Raw genomic sequence first — 22101 nt, 5'->3', positions numbered from 1 at the left:
CAGACCCTATAAAACTAACTTTCATCAAAAAAAGTACTATCCTATATTAATGGTTCTAATATTCTGATAGCTTTTTGATTTCCTATTTTACACTCTTGAATTTTGAAGAAATCTTTTATAGTCATGGCTGTAATCGCATTTTTAGGCGCAGTCTTAACCAATGCGTATAAACGCTTTAATTCTTTTTTGATATATTCACGAGTGTATTTCTCGCCAATCTTAAAGGAGTTTTTAAGGAGTTGAACAAACTCTACTCCGCTTGTTTTTTCTCTATAGTTTTTCATAATCATGGCTTCTTTGATTTTTTTGAATGAATAATTGTTTACTTCAATAACTTCTTTGCCTACCGTATTGTAAGCATCAATAATAAAAGCATCAACTTGTCTGATGTCACTGATAAACGATTGTGCCAATGGAGAGTTTCTGTCATCCTTCAACGATTCCAGTAATTCAACGATACGCTTTCGGCTTTCTTTGATAGAACTGCTCTTATCCATTAGGCTCAACCTTTCCTTATCGCCCAATTTGTAAAACAGAGGTTGGGTCAGTTTCGGTAAAAACAAACTGCTTTCCTTGTATCGGTTCACTACTGAATCAATATTGTTGTAGGCAGACTTAACCAATGCTTCATCAACAAAATTGTCAATCGCAAAATAGTTGGTCTTTCCGTCTTTTAGCATCCGGTTATATGGCAGTATATCCAATGCAGCCTTATAAGCATTTCGGCTTTCCGAAGATGTTGCACATTCATAGAGATTTTTAATCGTCTTGTAAGCATCCCTGCAACCTTTAAGATATTCCTTGATACCTGCTTGGGTGCGTATCGGATAGTTCTCATTGGCATTGACAACATGAATAGCCAAAGAAGTACCGTTTCTGAATCGTCCTATTGCTTGTACCGCATCAGTGCATGGGTCAATGATAGTGTATTCTGCAAAATACGGTTCAGTGACAAATACTATATCGGGTTGTTCTTCCAATTCAATATCCACAGCCGTATAAAATCTACAAGTAAACCACATATAAGGCATTTTATGCTTAATATTCCAGTGTTCATAAGCGCGTTTGAATCCTTTCTTCTTCAACTTCTCAACACTTTTCTCTGCACAGAATACTGCGGACTCATTTTCAATTCCCAATTTACTCATCAACTGGTGTATCATATCAACACTGTTGGCAAAGAAACAAATACTACGTGGTTGCTCTTGTTGTGCTTTTATCTGTGGTAGAATTTCTTTCAATGCTTCCAAAACATTGTTGGTCTGCACAATGCTGATAGGACGTTTGTAGTCAAAGGTCGGCTGTATTTCTACTATTTTGAAACCTTGACTTTCAAAACGTGGGTCACTCGGTAGTATGGGAGTGGCTGAAACAAATGCCTTTTCTCTGAATTTGAAAAAATCATCCATAGGAAGAATTATATCAGCTCTGTAATCAACATCTTTTATCAGCTTGTCGCATTCATCGGATAGGAAGAAGCATATATTATATATGTCAAGTTCCAGTTCCTCGAAAGCACGTTTGATTTTAGCAAATCCTTCGGGAGTGCTTATCAACTTGATAAACTTTCCTGCGGCTAATGTCTTTTCAATATAATCAATGACTTCTTCTGTTGTCACCCCTTGCTTGACACCGAACAGATTGTCATTCTTATGCTTCGGGTCTTTGCACTTGCCAATGATAGGCGGAACATTGGGAACGATAATAACAGAATGTCGCTTAGCCTTTATTTCGGAATAGGTTGCACCCAATCCAGTTAATGTCTTGCAAAGGATAGTATTTGTTTCTATCTGTGGGAGGACTTCTGTCAAGTACTGGATTTTACCAGCTATTTTATATATTGGTTTATATTCCGTTTTCATTTTTGTCAGTTTTTAAAAGGAGAGAGGAAATTTACACTTCCTCTGCTCCGTTTGGATTTAGCGAATTAACTCTTTCTCTTGCAAGTACGAAACAATGTCCTCGTCTCGGTTTACAAAGAAGAAGATGTTACCGAACTTGAAGTTGGCTACTGCTGTTAGCTGCCCTCTGCGGTCTCTGAACTCGGGTGTAAACTGAATGTTTACAGCCTTACTTTCCACAAACAGTTTGAGCATATTCTTTCGATACTCGTTACCGTTAGTTTGGTCTGACTTCTGAACTTCTGACGGTTCTACGCCAAAGTCCTCACTCTTGCCAGTAGAAAGGTATGTCATAAGCCAGTTTGCAGATTCATTGTTCAACTGATACGCGAAGCGTTTCACGTATGTGCTTTCGACCTTTATCACTTCGTAACCGTCCTCGTCAATGTCGAAGAAGATGTTTAATCTGTCAAAACGTGACATCATGGACTTCAATTCTTCATGCGCAGCCACATTATTATATGGCTCTCGGTTGCTTGCAGTAATATTTTCAAACCTGAAAGCTATCATAATCATCTCCTTTCTCTTGATAAGATTTATAACTAACAGACCAGCCAATCCTTTTGTATGAGTTAGGAAGGTTCGCTAACTCATCTTCTTTTACAGTACAGAAATCATTGCCATTACTGTACAATTTCAAGACTCTACAATTCAATCTTTCTCTGATTTCGGGTAAGGAAGCATCAATGCTATTTACATCCATATCGTCTATGGCAATTTCGTGAATGATGAAAGGTAGTTTCTTTACCAATTCATTGGCAATCAACATAAATTTCCATTTGCCATAATTGATTTCTTCCAAGAACTGGCGGTTTTCATCAGTAACTTGAAAAAAAGATTCACAAACATACTGTTTGCTTCCCGCTGGGAGAATCCGGATGTTTAGCTTTTTAATAACTTCTTCCAGTTCTTCCTCACTTTTTGTCAATTCAGACAGGCTAATTAAATAGCGTTTCAAACTTTTCAAATTGTAGAGACTCCTCTCAATTTGATTACAATCATTTTTTTTCATATTATAAAAATTTGAAAATAATAAAAGTGAGGGCATAAAAAAGGCTTCTCCAACTAAGCTTACTATCGAATTGGACACATTCCACCCTTGTTTGCACAAGTAATGATATGTGATGTTCCAAGTTTGATACTCCGATATAGACCGGATAAACTTAGTTGCAGAAGCCGCTACTGTATAGTAGAAAATGATGCTGACAAGCTTCTTTCAGTAGATGAGCCATTTGATAAACACGTCTGCCTATCGACTCTGATAATAATTTTAGTGGAGGAACCGTTTCCTCCCTCACATGATTCATTTTGAATCGTGCTGCAAATGTATAGACAAGTTTTTTAATAGCAAAGGAATTTTCCTATTTAATCATAAGGATTAATATTCTATTTCACTAATTGATAACCTTTTAACAGAAACAAAGAGTCCCACCTTATTATATATAAGGCAGAACTCTTTTTAGTTACAGCAAATTCTTCATAGCTTCATCTACTTGCTCGTTGTCGAAGCTATCCAAATATATTTGAGTAGTCGCCAAGTCTGAATGTCCCAATGCTTCACTTATCAATGCTATGTTTACTCCCGATTTCTTAAGAACACTTGCGAATGAATGGCGAGCGACATAGGTTGTTATATTAGCTTCAACACCTAAATTTGCGGCAAGCAGTTTCAAGTTCTTATTGACCTTTCCCAGTATCTTATGTATTCTGTTCTGCTTTTGTAAGGCGGTTTTGTGTATCTTGCTATTCAAAATTGGAAAAAGATAGCCTTTACTCTCTTTTGAATACTTTTCAATTAACTGCATAGCTTCCTGCGGTATTCCTATTTTGATTTGCTTTTTTGTCTTTTGACGAATATAGTGTAACCTGCCATTTTGAATATTCTCGTTTGTCAGATTGGCTATATCAGTGAAATTGATTCCACCGCATAGATAACTGAACACGAATATGTCTTTGCTCAACTCCATGTACTGCTGCTTTCCAATAGGCTGCACCTCTGTTGTGAATTTCAGCACGTCTGTTTTGGCAATGGCTCTCTTTTGGGTAGTGGTATCGAATTTGTTAATCTTGTAATCATCAAATGGATAATCGGACTTCCGGGCACACTTCGCTTTGATTGCTTTATTATATGTACTGCGTAATGTACGAAACATAAGGCTTATAGTGGTTTCTTTATTGTCTTTGGAGCGTAGCCATTTCTCATATTTGGTAAGCCAAGAAGTATCTATATCGCTGAAAGGAATATCTAACTTCCCTTTCGTAAACACTTTAAGAGAATTGAAAGAACTTTTATAGATGAGGCGGTTGCCGCATTTGTCTTCACGTGTGTATTGCTCTATCAGTTCGTGATAGAACTCACTAACAGTTTTCAGTTCAAACTTGGTGTTCTCATTATTGAGTAGGGTAGTAGTGGTATATTCTTTCTGTTCGACATTCAACTCTAACATTCGCTGTTGAAGTTCTCGCTGTTTATCCAAGATAATCTTTTGAATATACTCTTTGTTAGGACAGTTGGGCTTAGGCTTGTTTCGTGTGAAGTCCCAATATTTAGGATTGACGGATATGCCTAAACTCTGCATAGTCCGTTTGCCACCTTTGGCTACTCTTACCATTAAGGGGGATTCTCCATTTGCTAAAGTTTTCCACTTGTAGCACACTACGTTGATTGCTGCACTCATAAAATTTTTGGTTGACTTCTTGGTTGACTTCAACCGCATAGTTTCGTGCAGATTCAGCACCCTCTAAAAACAAAAATCAGATAGAAATCTTGCGATAACTATCTGATTTTCAGAAGAGCGGAAGACGGGGCTCAAACCCGCGACCCTCAGCTTGGAAGGCTAATGCTCTATCAACTGAGCTACTTCCGCAATTTTAGTGGGCAAAGATGGATTCGAACCACCGAAGGCGTAAGCCAGCAGATTTACAGTCTGCCCCATTTGGCCACTCTGGTATTTGCCCTTTTGCTATCGAGAACTACTTTAAATCTCTTTTTAAGTAGCTTTGTTTCTCAATTGCGGTGCAAAGATACGACTATTTTTGTAAACTCCAAGCAAAATCTATCATTTTTATCGCAGTAATTGCACATTCATCACCTTTATTTCCTAATTTTCCTCCTGCGCGATCCTCGGCTTGTTCCATTGTATTGGTGGTAATTAATCCGTAAATCACTGGAACATCGCCACTTGCGTTTAATTGAGTGATTCCTTGCGTTGCACCCATGCAGACGTAATCAAAATGCGGCGTATCTCCACGAACTACGCAACCAATTGCAATTACGGCATCAACTTCGCTGTATTCTATAATTTGATTGGCGCCGAAAGTTAATTCAAAACTACCGGGTACGGTTTTTATCATGATGTTTTCGTCCTTTGCTCCGTACTTCTTTAGGGTGTCGACAGCTCCTTTTAGGAGAGCGCCGGTGATATTGTAGTTCCATTCGGACACTACGATGCCGAATTTCATATTCTCTGCACTGGGTACTGAGTTGAAATCATAATCCGAAAGGTTGTGATAAGCTGTAGCCATGATGAATTAAAGTTTAAGAATTTAAAATTAAAAAATAGGGGGAAGGGAAAAAGAAGAGCACGGATTACACGGCACTCACGGTTTTGACTTCCGTGTATATCCGTGTAATCCGTGCTCGAAATATCTTATTATATATAAGGTGCAAATTACTTCTTCAGCAGCTTGGCTTGCTCGATGTATTTGTCAATGTCCATAGCTTGATATGAACGGAAGTATTTCTCCTTAATAGAGGTGTATGCTTTGATAGCATCGTCGTACTTGCCTTGTTTAACCAAGATTTCTCCGGCTTGCTTCAAGTAGATGGGGCTGAGTGTGTTGTTGTCGGCTTCGTCGGCAGCTTTCAGCAACATGGAAGATGCCTTGTCGAGTTGGCCGAGTTGGGCGTAGCAGTTACCCATAGCGCCTTTCATGGCGGGAGCTACCATTTGGTCGTCTCCGTCGAAGCTGTCCAATGCTTTTACAGCCTCCTCAAACTTGCCGAGGTGTGCATAGCAAAGACCTGCATAGGCTTTGGCGAGGTTGGCTGCATCTGTGCCGCTATATTGGTCGGCTATCTTGATGAAACCTGCATAACCGATGCTGTCACCGTTCAAGGCTTCTGCAAAAGCGTCGGCTTCAAAATATTCTTGTCCTTTGAAAAGGGCTGCCTGTGCTTTTTCCTCACGAGGTTCCGCATAGAGGTTCTTGTACATTACTATACCCGCTATAATAATGATTATAGCCAAAATAGCACCGATAATTGTCTTTTTGTTCTTGATGAGAAATGCCTCTGATTGTGTCAGTGCGTCTTCCACGTTTAAGGCTTCGTTCGTCTTCTTTTGTTCTGCCATTTTTTATATATTCTTTTTGTTATTATTCATTAATAGCTGATTCGACCCGCAAAAGTAAGTTTTTTATAGCTATCAACGAAATTTAGCGGCATCTTTTTTTATTTTACATCCCAAAACCGCAGAATTATTTTGCTTTGCATTATCTTTGTGCAGAAAAGCCAAAGATGTGCCGCCATATGATACTGAAACGTATATCTATACTCAACTATAAGAATCTGGAGCAAACGGAACTTGCTTTCTCTCCGAAGCTGAACGCATTTTTCGGACAGAACGGAATGGGAAAGACAAACTTGCTGGATGCTGTTTATTTCCTGTCTTTCTGTAAGAGTGCGGGCAATCCCATCGACTCGCAGAATATAAGGCATGATGCGGACTTCTTTGTTATTCAGGGCTTCTACGAGGCAGCCGACGGTACGCCGGAAGAAATCTACTGTGGCATGAAGCGCCGGCAGAAGAAGCAGTTCAAGCGGAACAAAAAGGAATACACGCGTTTGTCCGACCATATCGGTTTCTTGCCGCTGGTAATGGTATCTCCCGCCGATTCGGCATTGATAAACGGAGGCAGTGACGAGCGCCGCCGCTTTATGGATGTAGTGATTTCACAGTACGACAAGGAATACTTGGATGCGTTGATTCGCTACAACAAGGCATTGGCGCAGCGAAACACATTGCTGAAAAATGAAATGCCGGTAGAAGAGGAACTTTTTCTGGTGTGGGAAGAGATGATGGCGCAAGCCGGTGAAGTGGTGTTCCGTAAACGGGAAGAGTTCATCAGTGAGTTCATTCCTATTTTTCAGTCTTTTTATTCGTTTATTTCGCAGGATAAGGAGGCAGTAGGGCTGACTTATGATTCGCACGCCCGTGATGCTTCCTTGCTGGAAGTGTTGAAGGAGAGCCGTATGCGTGACCGGATTATGGGTTTCTCTCTCCGCGGAGTGCATAAAGACGAATTGAATATGTTGTTGGGTGATTTCCCAATCAAGCGGGAAGGTTCGCAAGGCCAGAACAAAACGTATCTGGTGGCTTTGAAGCTGGCGCAGTTCGACTTCCTGAAACGGACAGGGGCTACGGTTCCCTTGCTGTTGCTTGATGATATTTTTGACAAACTGGATGCTTCGCGTGTAGAACAGATTATCAAACTTGTGGCGGGAGATAGTTTCGGACAAATCTTTATTACGGATACTAACCGCGAACATTTAGACCGTATCCTGCATAAGGTAGGCAGCGATTATAAGATGTTTCGTGTGGAGCAGGGCGAAGTTTCGGAAATGGAGGAAAACACCATATTGACCGATGAGGAGGAAATTAAGAGATGAAACGGAATGATGCCGAACAGATAGGGAAGCTGATACGAAGTTTCCTGCGACAGGAAAGTTTGGAGTCTCCGCTGAACGAGCGGCGGCTTATCAGTTCGTGGGCTGAGGTTTTGGGACCGACTATCGCTTCCTATACGCGCGAACTTTATATTAAGAATCAAGTGCTGTACGTGCATCTTACCTCCGCCGCTCTCCGTCAGGAACTGATGATGGGGCGGGATTTGCTGGTGCGTAACCTGAACCGGCACGTAGGGGCGCAGGTGATTACTAACATTATATTTCGGTGATACTTTCCCGTTGCTTTCTCCTCGCATCATCTTCAGCGTATCCGCGTGTGGTATGAGTGTGGTAGTTAGTTTTCATTGTTGTGTTATGATTTCATCCATACGGATGTCGAACGGCTCCGCAGGAACTTCTTCTACGATTTGAAACGGAAAACAAATGCCGGCTTTGTAGGCAGACGGTATGCGGGGAAGCAGCCGGTCGTAATATCCTTTTCCTCTTCCCAGCCGGTTTCCTCTACGGTCGAAGGCTACACCCGGAACGGCAATGAAGTCTATTGCGGCATAGTCGGTGAACAATGCTCCGGTAGGTTCCTCAATGCCGTAGGCGCCAACGGCAAGGTCTGCAGGTCCTGTATAGGCACGAAGCTCCAAATCGTTACCTGCGACGACGGGCAGAAGTATTTGTTTTTCAGTACTCCATTTCCTGATGAATTCGTGCGTATCTACTTCGTCCGGTAATGAGTGGTACAACAATATAATGTTTGCCGCCCTGAAAGCCGGGTGTGCTTCGAGGGCGGCAAGTATCTCAGCAGACTGTGACTGATGCGTAGTGGTAGATTTGTGAAGGGTCTTCAGCAGAGCCATACGCTTGCGCAGTTCTTTTTTCTTTTCCATTCTTGTTCTTTTCTTCTTCTTGGTCCGTTTGTAGCGGGGCTTTCGGGAAGGCTTCTCCGCGTTCCAGTATTTCCAATGCTTTCTTTACGGTAGCGTCACTCTCATTGATGTATCGGATATAGGCTTCTTTGCCTAACGTGTTGTAGATGATGTTGCCATAAAGGTTTCGCTCCATCAGCTTGTAGGAACGATGTATCAGCAGATTGCGTCTTTTCACCCCTTTGGAGTCGGCAAAACGTATGAATTGCTCTACGATACCCTGGCGGCGCAGGTATTTCAGTAAATCCTGTTCGTTGTCGAAAACGCTCAGTTTGGCACGGTTACGGTCGGTGTACTGGAAGCTGAACTGTATAATCAATCCCTTGTTGCCGACCTCTATCAGATAGGAGGAAACTCCGGTTGTATCTTGCGGTACGAAAACATCGGGCATGATGCCCCCTCCGCCATAAACGGGACGTCCCAATCCCGTGGAGTAGCGCAGGTTCTCATCGAGTTTGATGCTGTCTTTCGAGAAGAACTCTCCGTGTTCGTAGCGGGTCAGCCAGTCCATTTCGTATTTGGAGTCCTTGCCGCTTTCGTAGGGGCGCTGGATGCAGCGTCCTGATGGGGTGTAGTAGCGGGCGATGGTGAGACGAATGGCGGAACCGTCACTGAAATCAATGGGTTGTTGTACCAATCCCTTGCCAAAGGAGCGGCGTCCTACGATAGTTCCCCGGTCATTATCCTGTATGGCGCCTGCAAAAATTTCGCTGGCAGAGGCGGAGCCTTCGTCCACCAATACCACGAGCGGTATCTTTTGGCAGCTGCCCGTACCGTTGGCATATTCTTCCATACGCGGATATTTACGTCCCTGTGTATATACAATGAGTTTTCCTTCCGGGAGGAATTCGTTTACCATACGTGTGGCGGCTTCCATGTAACCGCCGGTATTGCCGCGCAGGTCGATGATGAAACCTTTGCATTTCTGGTGGCTCAGTTGGGCGATGGCATTCAGTAGTTCCACGTGTGAAGTACGCCCGAACTTGCTGACTTGTATGTAGCCGAAATCATCGTTCAGCATATAAGCGGCGTCAATCGTATTTTGGGGAATATCTCCACGCGTAATGGTGAAGTCCAGCAGTTCTTTTTCGGTGGCGCGCTTTACTCCCAGCTTCACTTGGGTGCCTTTAGGCCCTTTCAGGTTGCGCATGGCTTTTTCGTTAGTCAGTCCTTTGCCTGCGAACAGGCTGTCGTTCACCATGACGATGCGGTCGCCTGCCATAAGCCCTACCTTTTCGGAAGGACCGCCCTGTATCACGCTGTTTACGTGTATGGTATCTTCCTGTATGGTAAACTGGATACCTATACCGCTGAAGCTGCCTTCCAGTTCGGAGTTGACTTCTTCCAGTTTCTGGGCGGGAATGTAGGTGGAATGGGGGTCGAGCTCTGCCAATATCTGCGGCATGGCTTTTTCTACCAAATCAGTCATGTTGACGCTGTCCACATACTGGTCGTCTACCACTCGCAGCAAGGCATTCAGCTTGTTGGACGAGCCGTTGATAATACCCAAACGGTTTCCTGCGAAATGTTTGGCATAAAACGTTCCGATAAGGATACCCGCTACTACGCTGATTGCGATGATAAGCGGTGTAAATCGGGAGGAGTTCTTTGTACCCATAATGATATGTACTATTTTACAATTTACTATTTACTATTTGGCTGCGCACGGAGTTTCAACTTTCAACTTTTAACTCTTAACTTTCAACTGAAACAAATACCACCTCAATGCCTGCGCGTTTCAGCAATTCGATGCCGTCTTCCAGACGATATTTCTCGGAGTATACAACACGTTTGATACCTGCCTGAATGATGAGTTTGGCGCATTCTATGCAGGGAGAAGCTGTGACGTACATTGTGGCGCCGTTGCTACTGTTGTTGGAACGTGCTATCTTGGTAATGGCATTGGCTTCGGCATGGAGTACATACGGCTTGGTGACGTTGTTTTCATCTTCGCATACATTCTCAAAGCCGGAAGGCGTACCGTTATATCCGTCAGAAATAATCATTTTGTCCTTAACGATGAGTGCACCTACCTGTCTGCGTTGGCAGTAGGAGTTTTCCGCCCATATACTTGCCATACGTATATAACGCTTGTCCAGCGCTTCTTGTTTGTTTTTCGTAGTCTCGTCCATATCTTTAGTTGTATTTAGCGGGCTGTAAATCCCATTACTTTCGTTGTATTTCCGTCTTTAAAGTAGAGGGTCAGATTATGTATATCCCCTTCGTACTTGAATACGTTCAGCACACCATTGTTGAATACCTTTGCCAGTTTATCGCTTTCCGTACCGATAACTTTCCCGCCAATCTTTATGCTATGTTCTTTGCCGTCTATTCTCAGCGTGGCATCGCTGATGTTCGATTTTACGGCATGTGCGTTGACTGTACCGGATATTTCTCCGTTCACGTCGGCGCAGTTGAAGTTTAAGGTGAAGTTTCCCTCTACTTTGAGCAGTTCACGGCTGGCTTTCTCTTCTGTTTCGTTGTTCCACAAGCCCTGATAAAATTGTTCTTTCCCTTTTTCGGTGGCTATGCGGGCTAATTTCCAGGTCTTGTTGTTGAAGATTTCCATTACGTCGTCTTCGTTGTTGCAAGCGCTGAAGCCAAGAAACATGGTCATTATCATCAGGCAGCAGCCGATTACTTTTATATTTATTTTTTCTTTCATTTCTTGATTCCGTTTCTGATTAATAGTGCATCTATGGTAGGCTCTTGTCCGCGAAAACGCTTATAGAGCGTCATCGGATGTTCCGTACCACCTTTCGACAGGATATTTTTGCGGAAAGAGTCGGCTACATCCGGGTTGAAAATGCCGCGTTGTTTAAACAGGGAGAAGGCATCCGCATCCAGTACTTCCGCCCATTTATAGCTGTAATATCCGGCAGAATATCCGCCGGCAAAGATATGCGAGAACTGGGTACTCATGCAAGTCTCCTCCACAACAGGCAGAATCTGCGCTTTCTCCCAAGCCTGTTTCTCATAGGCTTTGACGTCTCCTTCAAACGGGGTATTGCGTGTGTACCATGCCATATCCAGCAACCCGAAACTTACTTGGCGCAGGCAGGCATAGGCGGCGTTGAAGTTCGAAGAGTCCACAATGCGTTGCACCAGTTCGTCGGGGATGAGCTCACCGGTCTGATAGTGACGGGCAAAGGTATGCAGGAATTCTTTCTCAATGGCGAAGTTTTCCATGAACTGGGAAGGCAGTTCCACGAAGTCCCAATAAACGTTTGTGCCGCTCAGACTTTCGTAGGCGGAGTTGGCGAATATTCCGTGCAGGCTGTGGCCGAACTCATGCAGAAAAGTTTCCAATTCGTCAAAAGTCAGCAAGGCAGGTTTGTTTTGCGTAGGCTTGGTGAAGTTCATTACGATAGACACGTGCGGGCGACTGTTCTCATCGCTTTTCTCGTCTATCCACTGTCCTTTGTAGCTCGTCATCCATGCTCCCGAACGTTTTCCGGCTCTGGGGTGGAAGTCGGTATAGAGTACGGCAAGGTATGTACCGTCTTTGTCGAACACCTCGTAAGCTTCCACGTCTTTGTGATAGACGGGGATGTCCGTATTTCTCTTGAATGTGATGCCATACAGCTTGCTTGCCAGTCCGAAAACACCTTCTTTCACTTTGCTCAGTTCAAAGTAGGGGCGGAGCATCTCATCGTTGATACTGAACTTCCGGTCTTTCAGCTTTTGAGAATAATAACTCCAGTCCCACGGCATAAGGATAAAGTCGTTTCCTTTTTCACTGCGTGCTAATGCCTGTACTTCGGCATACTCTTTTTGTGCAGCGGGCGTATAGGCTTCCAGCAGTTGGTTCAGCAGCTTGTACACGGCATCGCTGTTTTGCGCCATTCGTTCCTTCAGGTTGTATTCGGCAAAGTTGTCGTAGCCCAGCAGTTGGGCTATTGCCATATGGGTATTGGCGATTTTCTTTACGATTTCCAGATTGTTGCAGGCATTATCGTGCGTGCATTTTGTATTATATGCCATGTAGAGTTCGCGGCGCAGGTCACGATTGTCGGCATACGTCATAAAAGGGCTGTAGCTTGGTGCGTGCAAGGTAAATACCCAGCCCTCTACGCCTTTTTCCTGTGCGGCTTCTGCGGCGGCGTCAATGGCGCTTTCGGGCAGACCGGAAAGTTGCGACTTGTCTGTCAGCACCAGTCGGTAGTCGTTCGTCTCTTTCAGGGCGTTTTCACTGAATTGCAAAGTAAGCAGGCTTAGCTCCTTGCTTAAGTTGCGATATTGCTCTTTGGAGTCTCCTTGCAGATTTGCCCCGTTACGGACAAAACCGTTATAAATATCTTCCAGCAATTTGGATTGTTCGGGAGTAAGTCCGGATTTGTCCGTCAGCTCATATACGGCTTTGATGCGTGCAAATAGTTTTTCGTTGAGACTGATGTTGTTCTCATGTTCGCTCATCAGCGGCATGATTTCACGTGCCAGTTCCTGCAGCTCATCACCGGTTTCGGCACTGAGCAGATTGCCGAACACCGTGTTGACACGATGCAGCAGCTCTCCGGATTTTTCGTAGGGTACTATCGTGTTCTCAAATGTAGGCGCATCGGGGTTATTGATGATGGCGTCTATCTCTGCATTTTGTCGGCGGATGCCTTCGTGGATGGCAGGCGCATAATGTTCGGTCTTTATCAGGTTGAAAGGAACAGTTCCGTGCGGCGTGGCATACTTTTCAAAGAAAGGGTTTGAGGCTTGTATCATAGTCATAAAGCAAAGTAATATTAGCGTAAGTTTGAATCTTGTCATAACTGATTTGTTAGAAAAAATAATTGAACTGCAAATGTGCAAAAAAAATAGGCGACTTCATAAAAGAAGCCGCCTATTTTTTATTATTTTCTAACTGTATATTAGCAGTTAACAGATGCCATGTGAGCAATCAGGTCAAGAACCTTGTTAGAATAACCGATTTCGTTGTCGTACCAAGATACAACTTTTACGAAAGTGTCAGTCAAAGCGATACCGGCCTTAGCATCGAAGATAGAAGTACGAGTATCACCCAAGAAGTCAGAAGAAACAACTGCATCTTCAGTGTAACCCAGAACACCCTTCAATTCGCCTTCAGCAGCTTCCTTCATGGCAGCGCAGATTTCAGCGTAAGTAGCCGGTTTAGCCAAGTTAACAGTCAAGTCAACTACAGAAACGTCCAAAGTCGGAACACGCATAGACATACCGGTCAGTTTACCGTTCAAAGCCGGGATAACTTTACCTACGGCCTTAGCAGCACCTGTAGAAGAAGGGATGATGTTACCTGCAGCAGCACGACCACCTCTCCAGTCTTTCATAGAAGGACCGTCAACTGTTTTCTGAGTAGCAGTTGTAGAGTGAACAGTAGTCATCAAACCGTCAGTGATACCCCATTTGTCGTTCAATACTTTAGCGATAGGAGCCAAGCAGTTAGTAGTACAAGAAGCGTTAGATACGAATTGAGTACCCTTAACGTAAGTCTTCTCGTTAACACCGCAAACGAACATCGGAGTGTCATCCTTAGAAGGAGCAGACATTACAACGTATTTTGCACCGGCTTCGATGTGAGCCTGAGCTTTGTCTTTGCTCAAGAACAAACCTGTAGATTCAACTACGTATTCAGCACCAACTTCGTTCCATTTCAAGTCAGCCGGGTTTCTTTCAGCAGTGATACGGATAGCTTGACCGTTAACAATCAGCTTGCTGTTTTCAACATCAGCTTCGATAGTACCGTCGAATTGACCGTGCATTGTGTCATACTTCAGCATATAAGCCAAGTAATCTACCGGGCAAAGGTCGTTGATACCTACGATTTGAATATCGTTTCTCTTCATTGCAGCGCGGAATACGAAACGTCCGATACGTCCGAATCCATTAATACCTACTTTAATCATTTTGTTTAAACTTTTAAGGGTTTTATAATGTTTAAAATTAAACTTTCAAACTTTTTCTGCATTTCTTTTATGAATTGCGGTGCAAAAGTAAGAAAATGTTTTTATATTCGTACTTAAATTCATAATTAAATAATTGAAAAGATGGGAAAAAGTTCATTTTTACAGGAATTTAAGGCTTTTGCCATGAAAGGTAACGTGGTAGATATGGCTGTCGGTGTCATCATCGGTGGTGCGTTTGGCAAGATTGTATCTTCTGTTGTGGCCGATGTGATTATGCCGCCTTTGGGCTTGTTGATAGGTGGCGTAAATTTTACCGACTTAAAGTGGGTGATGAAGCCTGCCGAAGTGGTGGACGGTAAGGAAATTGCCGCCGTAACGTTGAATTACGGTAATTTCCTGCAAGCTACTTTCGACTTCCTCATTATCGCTTTCTCTATCTTTATGTTTATTAAACTGATAACCAAATTGACGGAGAAGAAAAAAACAGAAGCGCCTGCCACTCCGCCCGCTCCCCCTGCACCAAGCAAGGAAGAAGTATTGCTGACTGAGATTCGCGATATCTTGAAAGAGAAATAACTCTCAACTGCCTATTGGTATAAAGGCGGTTCGTAAATGTAAATATCCTTGGAAGATGTTCAGACTTCTTCCGAGGATATTTATATTTGTGACCTTGTAATAATTTTATGGGTGGAGCCTGAAGCGTTCTCACTTTATCAGTTCTTTCATTTTTGCTTTCAGAGAACCTTTACCGTAGCCTGCCCATATCTGTTGCACCTTTCCTTCAGGCGAAATCATTACATAGTGAGGGATGCCTTTTACTTGATAGCTGGCTCCGAGTTTGGTGCTTCCTTTGCGGAGTTCATTCCATTGGTTACCTTTCAACTGTTTTTCGGCTATAAACTTTTTCCATGCGTCTTTGGGATCTTGACTGATGCTTACCACTTCCATCCTGCCTTTATACATTTCGGTGATTTCTTCCATTTCGGAAAGCGATTGTACACATGGACCGCATCCCTGACTCCAGAAATCCAATAAAATATATTTGCCTTTGAACTCGGTCAAGTGGCGGACATTTCCATCCAAATCGTATAAATCACCATCTACCATTTCATCACCCACGTTCACCTTTTCCGGCAGATTTAAATAAGCAGTAATAAGCTGTCCTGTTTCGGTCTGCTTGTCGGCTTCGGACATGCGTGTGTAGAGTGAACGGATTAAGTCTTGATTGCCAAATTTCTGATTGTATTGCAAAAATGAGCAAAAGAGTTGATATTTGTCCAGCCATACAGGCGTAACCGGAGCTGTTTTCATGTAGTTCAGTTCGGCCATGTAGACAAGGCTGTCCAATGGATTGCGCAATGTACGCAAGGAATCTATCTTTTTCCAGTCAAGACCTTGTTCTTTTTCAAGCCGAAACAGGTCATATTCCTGAGCCATCCATTGCATAATGCGTTTTCTTTCTGAGGGGCATAAAGCCATAAAATCATTGGATGCTTTTTGTTGGGCTATGTCACTGCTGACGTTCCATAAAGGAAGGAGACGGTCATTTCCTGTTATGTGGACGTATTTTCCGGATTGTATCCATACATTCAGCCACATGCCGGGGAATCCTTTATCATTGGATAGTAAGAGTAATTTTTTAGGGGTTACACCGCTGATAGTATCTTGGAAAGAGAATTTTCCGTTGATTACTGTATCTTGTTGGATGGTTGTGAGTAGATTTCCGTTTTCTTTCAATAGCCGAATTACCGTACTGTCCGGTACATTCGCCAGCTCTCCTTGCATAAGAAATTCACCTTTGGGCACTTTGGGGGTAGAGGAACAACCTGCCAACAGTCCTCCTGTCAGCAGGAAACAGATAGTCATAATACGTCCTTTCATTTTGTCGGTTTTTAGTTACACATTATGTTGGCGAAATAATAAAGCTAAAACGTTGATTTTTACAAATACTATAACCCCAAACTCATATGCAATATTCGTAAATTTTTTAGTCATCTGCAAGTAAATGGTAGGAAATTTGATTAACAATCAGGATAATGACTGTTTTTGAAATTTTTTCTGAATTTTCCAACTTAAAGATTGTTGGAATTCCATGTATAATTATATTAAAGTATAATTGGAAAATAAATGTGTAATAGTTTGTTTTTAGAAGAGTTTGAAGGATGTAGAAAGTGTTTTTTAAACGTTCGTTTAATGTTCGCAAAGATAAGAGGTATTTTTGAAATGAACAAAGTGTTTAATAAAAATATTATCTCTGTTATTGAAATATAGGGTTTAAGTATTTGTACCTCAGTTAATTATTTTTTTATATATTATTTGAAGTTTCTATCTGTTTTTCTGTATTTCAATAGTTCTCTATTCTGAAATATTGACGTTTTTTAAACGAACGTTTAAAAAACACTTTTTGCTTTTAATTCATTCGTTTGCAATACTTTATAGACGCTAAACTAACATATACGGTTTGACCGAGAACAGATGTCTCGTTCAAACCGCGAAGCGTACCCGAACCCGAAGGATTTCTCTTTATTACATTATTCTTAAGTGGTTGACACACAGAAATATTGGTTTGCTGCCCGTACGCGTGACAAACAGGAATTTGCAGTATGTAAATCCCTTGCCAAATTGAAGTCTGAGGAGCATTTGGATGTGGATTACTACCTTCCCACCCGTATTGTGGTTTCCCAGTTGAAGTACCGTCGCAAGCGCAGTGAAGTTCCTGTAATCCGTAATTTGGTCTTTATCCATACTACCAAGCAGACAGCCTGCGACCTTTCCAATGTCTATGGTGTCCGCCTTTTTTATATGAAAGACCTTTTCACCCGTTCCATGCTTATCGTTCCCGACAAGCAGATGTCGGACTTTATGTTCGTAATGGACTTGAATCCGGCCGGTGTCAGTTTCGACAACGCATCCCTTGTGGTAGGTGACCGGGTGCGGGTTGTCAAGGGTGACCTCAGCGGTGTTGAGGGCGAAGTAGCCGTCGAGTCCAATAAAACGTATGTCGTAATCCGTATCAAGGACATCTTGACCGCCAGCGTCAAGGTTCCCAAATCCTATCTGAAGATAATCCAATAAATATCATAAACTCCGCATGAATGATTTGACTTCTCGTGCTCTTGAGCTTCAGCGTGTTGCTCACGAGCTGATGTATCTTGGTGTAGACGGTGAACCGCTCTATTCAGACACCTTTTGCCGGCTGAATAAGGACGTCCTTGTGCAGTGCGATTCTCTTTTTCCTCTCCGCAGTACCCTTCCCGAGGAGGAAGCCAATCTTTGTCTGGCGCTCCTGTTGGGCTACAACGCAACGATTTACGACTATGGGGATAAGGAACAGAAAAAACAGTCGGTGTTAGACCGTTCCTGTGAAGTGCTCGAACAACTCCCCGCTTCCTTGCTGAAAGTCCGTTTGCTTACTTATTGCTACGGAGAGGTCTATGAGGATGCTATGCTTCGTGAGGCCCATAAGATAATAGCAGGTTGGGATAGGAATTCCCTGTCTTTGGAGCAAGCCGAGATAATCGAGGAACTCCGGAACATAGAGGAGAATCCTTATCCTTACGAAGTGATGGAATAGCGTGAACATGAAACTAAACTAAGACTATTATAATTCTATGGATCCAATTGAAAAAGACGATCATTTCATACCCGACGGTATGAACGCCTTTGAACGTAATGTAAAGCGTATCGGTGACTGTCTTCTGGCACTTGGCGCGCTCATTGTTTTTTCTCCTTTATTTTTAATCTGTTATATAGCTGTGAAGCGTGAGGACGGCGGTCCCGCAATATTCAAGCAGGAACGTATCGGCAGATTCGGCCGTCCCTTTTACATCTATAAGTTTCGTAGCATGAAGCTGGATGCGGAGAAGCATGGCCCTGCCCTTTATGCGGGTGAAGGGGATTCTCGCATGACCAAAACCGGTAAGTTTCTTCGTGACCATCATCTGGATGAGCTTCCCCAGCTTTGGAATGTGTTTTGCGGTGATATGGCCTTCATCGGTCCTCGCCCCGAACGCCAGTATTTTATAGACCAAATCATGAAGGAGGATTCCCGTTATCGCTATTTATTCCAGATTCGTCCGGGAGTTACTTCATATGCCACGCTCTATAATGGCTATACCGATACGTTGGAGAAAATGCTTCGTCGTCTTCGCTATGACTTGTTCTATTTGGAGCATCGTTCTTGGGGATTTGACTTCAAGATACTTTTCATGACGTTTATGAATATTGCGTTCGGAAAAAAGTTCTAAATTGTTTTTGATATAAAATTAGAGTCGTTATTTGATTTGAAACAATATTTTTACTTTGAAAGCAAGAAGTGCAAAGGCTATTAAAAATGTAATAGCATCAATGATATTTAAAGGAGGTTCAATTTTAATATCGTTGATATTAGTTCCCATGACTTTATCTTATTTAAATCCTTATGAATATGGTATCTGGTTAACTCTTAGCTCTGTTTTAACATGGGTATATATATTTGATATAGGGTTAGGTAACGGACTTCGCAATAAGTTAACGGAAGCCTTGGCTTTGAATGACTTAAAATTAGCGAAAATTTATGTGAGTACTTCCTTCTTTTCGTTATTGATATTGGTTACCACTATCTATTTATTATTCATATTGGTGCAATCTTGGATGAATTGGGAATTAATACTCAATGTTGATGCACAAAAAGTACAAAATCTCAGTTATATAGTAATTATAGTTTTTACTTTTTTCTGTGCCAGTTTTGTATTAAGGCTTATAGGCAATATTTATATGGCATATCAACAACCTGCCATAAATGACTTGTTGTCTTTAATGGCGAATATTGTATCTTTAGTATTAATTTATCTTTGTACTATTTTTACGGAAGGATCGTTGGAAAAGGTAGCAATTATCTACTCCGCAGCTCCTGTACTGATTTTTCTATTGGCATATCCTGTAACTTTTTGGAAATTGAAAGAGATTAGCCCGTCTGTGTATTGGGTGAGGTTTGGTTATCTTAGGGAACTGATGTCTTTGGGAATTCAGTTTTTTATTATTCAAATGGCTTGTTTGATTTTATTTATGACTTCCAATCTTGTAATTAGCCAAATGTTCGGTCCTGAATCCGTTACCCCATATAATATAGCATTTAAATATTTTTCATTGGTTAATACAGGTTTTACAATCATAATCAACCCGATTTGGTCCGCTATAACGGATGCTTATGTTAATAAAGATTTGATATGGATTCGTAAAGCTATGAAGAAATTAGTTTTGATATGGCTTGGTGGAATTGTCTTGACAATGATTATGGTGTTGATGTCTACTAATGTTTACAAGGTGTGGATTGGAGAAGATATACATATTCCGTTTGTATTGTCTGTACTTTGCGGCTTTTATGTCAGTATCGCAAATTGGAATAACATATTTGCTTATTTCATAAACGGCGTAGGTAAAGTAAGACTTCAACTATATTCTTCAATAATTTCAGGGGTCATCTTTTTTCCACTGGCATTTTATTTTGGTTCTGTTTGGGAGATAGCAGGGATTTTGTTAGCTCTTTGCGTGTGTTTATTACCGAGTGCTGTTTGGGCTCCAATCCAGTATTGGAAAATAATAAATTGTAAGGCTACCGGTATTTGGTTTAAATAATGGTTGGTGAATTGATAATTAAAAAATAATAATTTCAAATATCTAAATAAGTTTGTAGAATGAATATTTTGTATGATCATCAAATATTCTCCACTCAAAAGATAGGTGGAATATCACGCTATTTTGTGGAGCTGATGTGTAATTTGCCGGCTGAATTTGTAACAAAACAATCTGCGGTATTGACTGATAATATCTATTTGCAGGATATGCAAGGGAAGCATTCCTTCAATGACTTTAAAGGAAAAAATCGGATGTATTCGTTTGTAAACAAACTAAATACAGTTCGTCTTTTGCAGTTGTCAGATTACGATGTCTTTCATCCCACCTATTATAATCCTTATTTTCTGCAGCAAATCAGAAAGCCTTATGTTCTTACAGTTTATGATATGATTCACGAGAAATATCCGGACTTATTTCCTAATGATAGAACAGCGGAATTTAAGAAAAAAACGGTACAGAATGCCGCTAAGGTGATAGCTATTAGCAATCAGACCAAACAAGATTTGATTGAATTGTATGGGATGGATGAACAGAAAATAGATGTTGTGTATTTGGGGCAGAGTACTAATGTAAATAAGGCTGAGGAAGTGAATGGCTTGCCTTCCAGCTTTTTGTTGTATGTCGGTGGACGTTATGGTTATAAGAATTTTGATACATTCTTAAAAGCTTTTGCTGTGTTGGCTGAACAATGTCCGGATTTGTTCTTGGTTTGTACGGGAGGGAAGTTTACAACAGAAGAACAAAAAAAAATAGCTTCATTACATTTGTCAAAGAAAGTCCTTCATTTGTTTGTTTCAGATGCGCAACTGACTTATTTGTACCTTAAAGCAGAATGTTTTGTGTTTCCGTCTGTGTACGAAGGGTTTGGAATTCCTGTTTTGGAAGCGTTTGCTGCAGGATGTCCCATCGCTTTAAGTAATGCGAGTTGTTTTCCCGAAGTGGCACAGTCAGGAGGATGCTATTTTGACCCTTATGACATCGATTCAATGGTACATTCAATATCCATGCTTTTGTCTGATGGGTCTTATCGGGAACACCAGATAGCTAATGGATATAACGTGCTGAAGCAATATTCATGGGAGAGAATGGGAAAGGAAACTGCGGCTATCTATAAAAGCATAGTATAATAAGTATGGAAAAAATACTAATTACGGGTTTAAATGGTTTTGTTGCCAAACATTTTCTGGATTATTTAGAAGATAACCATATTCGTGCCCAAGTGTTGGGCATTGATATTCAGCCGGCATGTATGTATAATGGATTCAAGTATATAGATTTTCATTATGCGTGTATTGATTTGTTGCAGCAAAAAGAGATTGAAAAGATTTTATTTCAGTTTCAGCCGGAATATGTTTTGCATTTGGCATCGTATAGTAGTGTGGCTTTCAGTTGGAAAAATCCGATATTGAGTTTTCAGAATAATGTGAATATTTTTCTTAATCTGGTGGAAGTTGTTCGTGAATATTCATTGAAGACTCGCATCCTTTCTATTGGTTCGTCAGAGGAATATGGTAATGTTAATGAGGCAGATATTCCTCTGAAAGAAACGGCTGGTCTTAATCCTTTGTCTCCTTATGCCGTGGCTCGGGTTTCCCAAGAAATGCTGTCCTCATTGTATGCAAAATCTTATAATCAGGATATTGTGATGACTCGTTCGTTTAATCATATCGGTCCGGGGCAAAGTGATGTTTTTGTTGTATCGTCTTTTGTCCGAAGAATATTGGAGGCCAAGATGAGCGGGATGAAAGAACTGCAACTACCGGTTGGTAATATTGATATTATTCGTGATTTTTTGGATGTTCGGGATGTAGTGAGTGCTTATTACAAACTTCTGCATAAAGGGAAAAAAGGGGAAATTTATAATGTATGTAGCGGGTGTGCCGTTCGTTTATCAGAGATTATAATGTTTATCTCAGAGGCATTGGATATACGCGTAATACCTTCTGTTGACGATGCCTTAGTCAGACCTAATGATAATATGTTGATAGTTGGAGATAATTCAAAACTATGCAATGATACGGATTGGCATCCTCATTATTGTTTGAAAAATAGTATTAGTGATATTATAGAGTATTGGAAAATAAAATTGAATTGAAATTGAATTT

Annotated in this window: 22 protein-coding genes and 2 tRNA genes; 9 read left to right on the top strand and 15 right to left on the bottom strand. The window is 41.6% G+C overall.

Annotated elements, in window-relative coordinates:
• Positions 1–41 precede the first annotated feature (41 nt).
• The 8 genes from DW121_RS00880 to DW121_RS00845 all read right to left on the bottom strand — a co-directional run bounded on the left by DW121_RS00880 (position 42) and on the right by DW121_RS00845 (position 6256).
• Positions 42–1862, bottom strand: a complete 1821-nt coding sequence (locus DW121_RS00880) for a DEAD/DEAH box helicase family protein (protein ID WP_118322794.1) — start codon at positions 1860–1862, stop codon at positions 42–44.
• A gap of 57 nt (positions 1863–1919) precedes the next feature.
• Positions 1920–2411, bottom strand: a complete 492-nt coding sequence (locus DW121_RS00875; RefSeq protein ID WP_118322791.1) for a hypothetical protein — start codon at positions 2409–2411, stop codon at positions 1920–1922.
• The gene (locus DW121_RS00870) at positions 2392–2913 is read right to left on the bottom strand and encodes a hypothetical protein (protein ID WP_118322789.1); all 522 of its coding nucleotides are present in this window, start codon (positions 2911–2913) and stop codon (positions 2392–2394) included. The genes DW121_RS00875 and DW121_RS00870 overlap by 20 nt, the downstream gene beginning before the upstream one ends.
• A 451-nt stretch (positions 2914–3364) precedes the next feature.
• Positions 3365–4579: a site-specific integrase gene (locus DW121_RS00865; RefSeq protein WP_118322926.1), complete on the bottom strand. Its 1215-nt coding sequence runs from the start codon at positions 4577–4579 to the stop codon at positions 3365–3367.
• 116 nt (positions 4580–4695) lie between these two features.
• Positions 4696–4768, bottom strand: a tRNA-Gly gene (locus DW121_RS00860).
• Between the two features lie 8 nt (positions 4769–4776).
• Positions 4777–4859: transfer RNA gene (locus DW121_RS00855), tRNA-Tyr, on the bottom strand.
• A gap of 72 nt (positions 4860–4931) precedes the next feature.
• Positions 4932–5426, bottom strand: coding sequence for a 6,7-dimethyl-8-ribityllumazine synthase (ribH, locus tag DW121_RS00850; protein ID WP_118322786.1), 495 nt, complete (start codon positions 5424–5426; stop codon positions 4932–4934).
• 146 nt (positions 5427–5572) lie between these two features.
• Positions 5573–6256 carry a tetratricopeptide repeat protein gene (locus tag DW121_RS00845; RefSeq protein WP_117711166.1) on the bottom strand — a complete coding sequence of 228 codons (684 nt, stop codon included), beginning with the start codon at positions 6254–6256 and terminating at the stop codon, positions 5573–5575.
• A gap of 176 nt (positions 6257–6432) precedes the next feature.
• Between DW121_RS00845 and recF the strand changes: the two genes are divergently transcribed.
• Positions 6433–7572, top strand: a complete 1140-nt coding sequence (gene recF, locus DW121_RS00840) for a DNA replication/repair protein RecF (RefSeq protein WP_118322925.1) — start codon at positions 6433–6435, stop codon at positions 7570–7572.
• On the top strand, positions 7569–7859 hold the full coding sequence (locus DW121_RS00835; RefSeq protein ID WP_009122563.1) for a DciA family protein: 291 nt from the start codon (positions 7569–7571) through the stop codon (positions 7857–7859). Before recF ends, DW121_RS00835 begins: the two co-directional genes overlap by 4 nt.
• Before the next feature lie 72 nt (positions 7860–7931).
• Here the strand turns inward: DW121_RS00835 and DW121_RS00830 are convergent, their stop codons facing one another.
• From DW121_RS00830 to gap, 6 genes are all read right to left on the bottom strand, one after another.
• Complete coding sequence (locus DW121_RS00830; RefSeq protein WP_233555763.1) at positions 7932–8441, bottom strand: 5-formyltetrahydrofolate cyclo-ligase; 510 nt, start codon at positions 8439–8441, stop codon at positions 7932–7934.
• Positions 8383–10128: a S41 family peptidase gene (locus DW121_RS00825; RefSeq protein ID WP_118322781.1), complete on the bottom strand. Its 1746-nt coding sequence runs from the start codon at positions 10126–10128 to the stop codon at positions 8383–8385. Before DW121_RS00825 ends, DW121_RS00830 begins: the two co-directional genes overlap by 59 nt.
• 76 nt (positions 10129–10204) lie before the next feature.
• On the bottom strand, positions 10205–10642 hold the full coding sequence (locus DW121_RS00820) for a dCMP deaminase family protein (protein ID WP_117711169.1): 438 nt from the start codon (positions 10640–10642) through the stop codon (positions 10205–10207).
• A 14-nt stretch (positions 10643–10656) separates the two neighbouring features.
• Positions 10657–11175: a DUF4847 family protein gene (locus DW121_RS00815; RefSeq protein ID WP_118322778.1), complete on the bottom strand. Its 519-nt coding sequence runs from the start codon at positions 11173–11175 to the stop codon at positions 10657–10659.
• Positions 11172–13229 (bottom strand): M3 family metallopeptidase, encoded by a 2058-nt coding sequence (locus DW121_RS00810; protein ID WP_117711171.1) that lies wholly within the window; start codon positions 13227–13229, stop codon positions 11172–11174. The genes DW121_RS00815 and DW121_RS00810 overlap by 4 nt, the downstream gene beginning before the upstream one ends.
• A 140-nt stretch (positions 13230–13369) precedes the next feature.
• Entirely contained in the window at positions 13370–14380 is a 1011-nt protein-coding gene (gene gap, locus DW121_RS00805; RefSeq protein WP_009122556.1) for a type I glyceraldehyde-3-phosphate dehydrogenase, read from the bottom strand.
• Positions 14381–14521: 141 nt separating this feature from the next.
• Between gap and mscL the strand changes: the two genes are divergently transcribed.
• Positions 14522–14956 carry a large-conductance mechanosensitive channel protein MscL gene (gene mscL / locus DW121_RS00800; protein WP_117711172.1) on the top strand — a complete coding sequence of 145 codons (435 nt, stop codon included), beginning with the start codon at positions 14522–14524 and terminating at the stop codon, positions 14954–14956.
• A 129-nt stretch (positions 14957–15085) separates the two neighbouring features.
• On the opposite strand, the gene DW121_RS00795 is transcribed toward mscL, so the two are convergent.
• On the bottom strand, positions 15086–16261 hold the full coding sequence (locus tag DW121_RS00795; RefSeq protein ID WP_118322775.1) for a TlpA disulfide reductase family protein: 1176 nt from the start codon (positions 16259–16261) through the stop codon (positions 15086–15088).
• 660 nt (positions 16262–16921) lie between these two features.
• Here DW121_RS00795 and DW121_RS00790 point away from each other — a divergent pair.
• From DW121_RS00790 to DW121_RS00765, 6 genes are read left to right on the top strand one after another with little or no spacing between them, the layout of a single operon-like run.
• Positions 16922–17455 (top strand): UpxY family transcription antiterminator, encoded by a 534-nt coding sequence (locus DW121_RS00790; protein WP_117711174.1) that lies wholly within the window; start codon positions 16922–16924, stop codon positions 17453–17455.
• A gap of 16 nt (positions 17456–17471) precedes the next feature.
• Entirely contained in the window at positions 17472–17954 is a 483-nt protein-coding gene (locus DW121_RS00785) for a UpxZ family transcription anti-terminator antagonist (RefSeq protein WP_118322772.1), read from the top strand.
• Between the two features lie 37 nt (positions 17955–17991).
• A complete protein-coding gene (locus tag DW121_RS00780) occupies positions 17992–18627 on the top strand; it encodes a sugar transferase (protein WP_117711176.1) in 636 nt (211 codons plus the stop codon).
• Positions 18628–18682: 55 nt separating this feature from the next.
• The gene (locus DW121_RS00775) at positions 18683–19996 is read left to right on the top strand and encodes a lipopolysaccharide biosynthesis protein (protein WP_233555750.1); all 1314 of its coding nucleotides are present in this window, start codon (positions 18683–18685) and stop codon (positions 19994–19996) included.
• Positions 19997–20055: 59 nt separating this feature from the next.
• A complete protein-coding gene (locus DW121_RS00770) occupies positions 20056–21123 on the top strand; it encodes a glycosyltransferase family 4 protein (protein ID WP_118322766.1) in 1068 nt (355 codons plus the stop codon).
• A gap of 5 nt (positions 21124–21128) precedes the next feature.
• Positions 21129–22091 (top strand): GDP-mannose 4,6-dehydratase, encoded by a 963-nt coding sequence (locus DW121_RS00765; protein WP_118322763.1) that lies wholly within the window; start codon positions 21129–21131, stop codon positions 22089–22091.
• The last annotated feature ends 10 nt before the right edge of the window (positions 22092–22101 follow it).

It is taken from the genome of Bacteroides sp. AM10-21B (assembly GCF_003472565.1).
Classification (GTDB): domain Bacteria; phylum Bacteroidota; class Bacteroidia; order Bacteroidales; family Bacteroidaceae; genus Bacteroides; species Bacteroides propionicigenes.
This window is presented reverse-complemented; position numbering and strand designations above follow the sequence as displayed.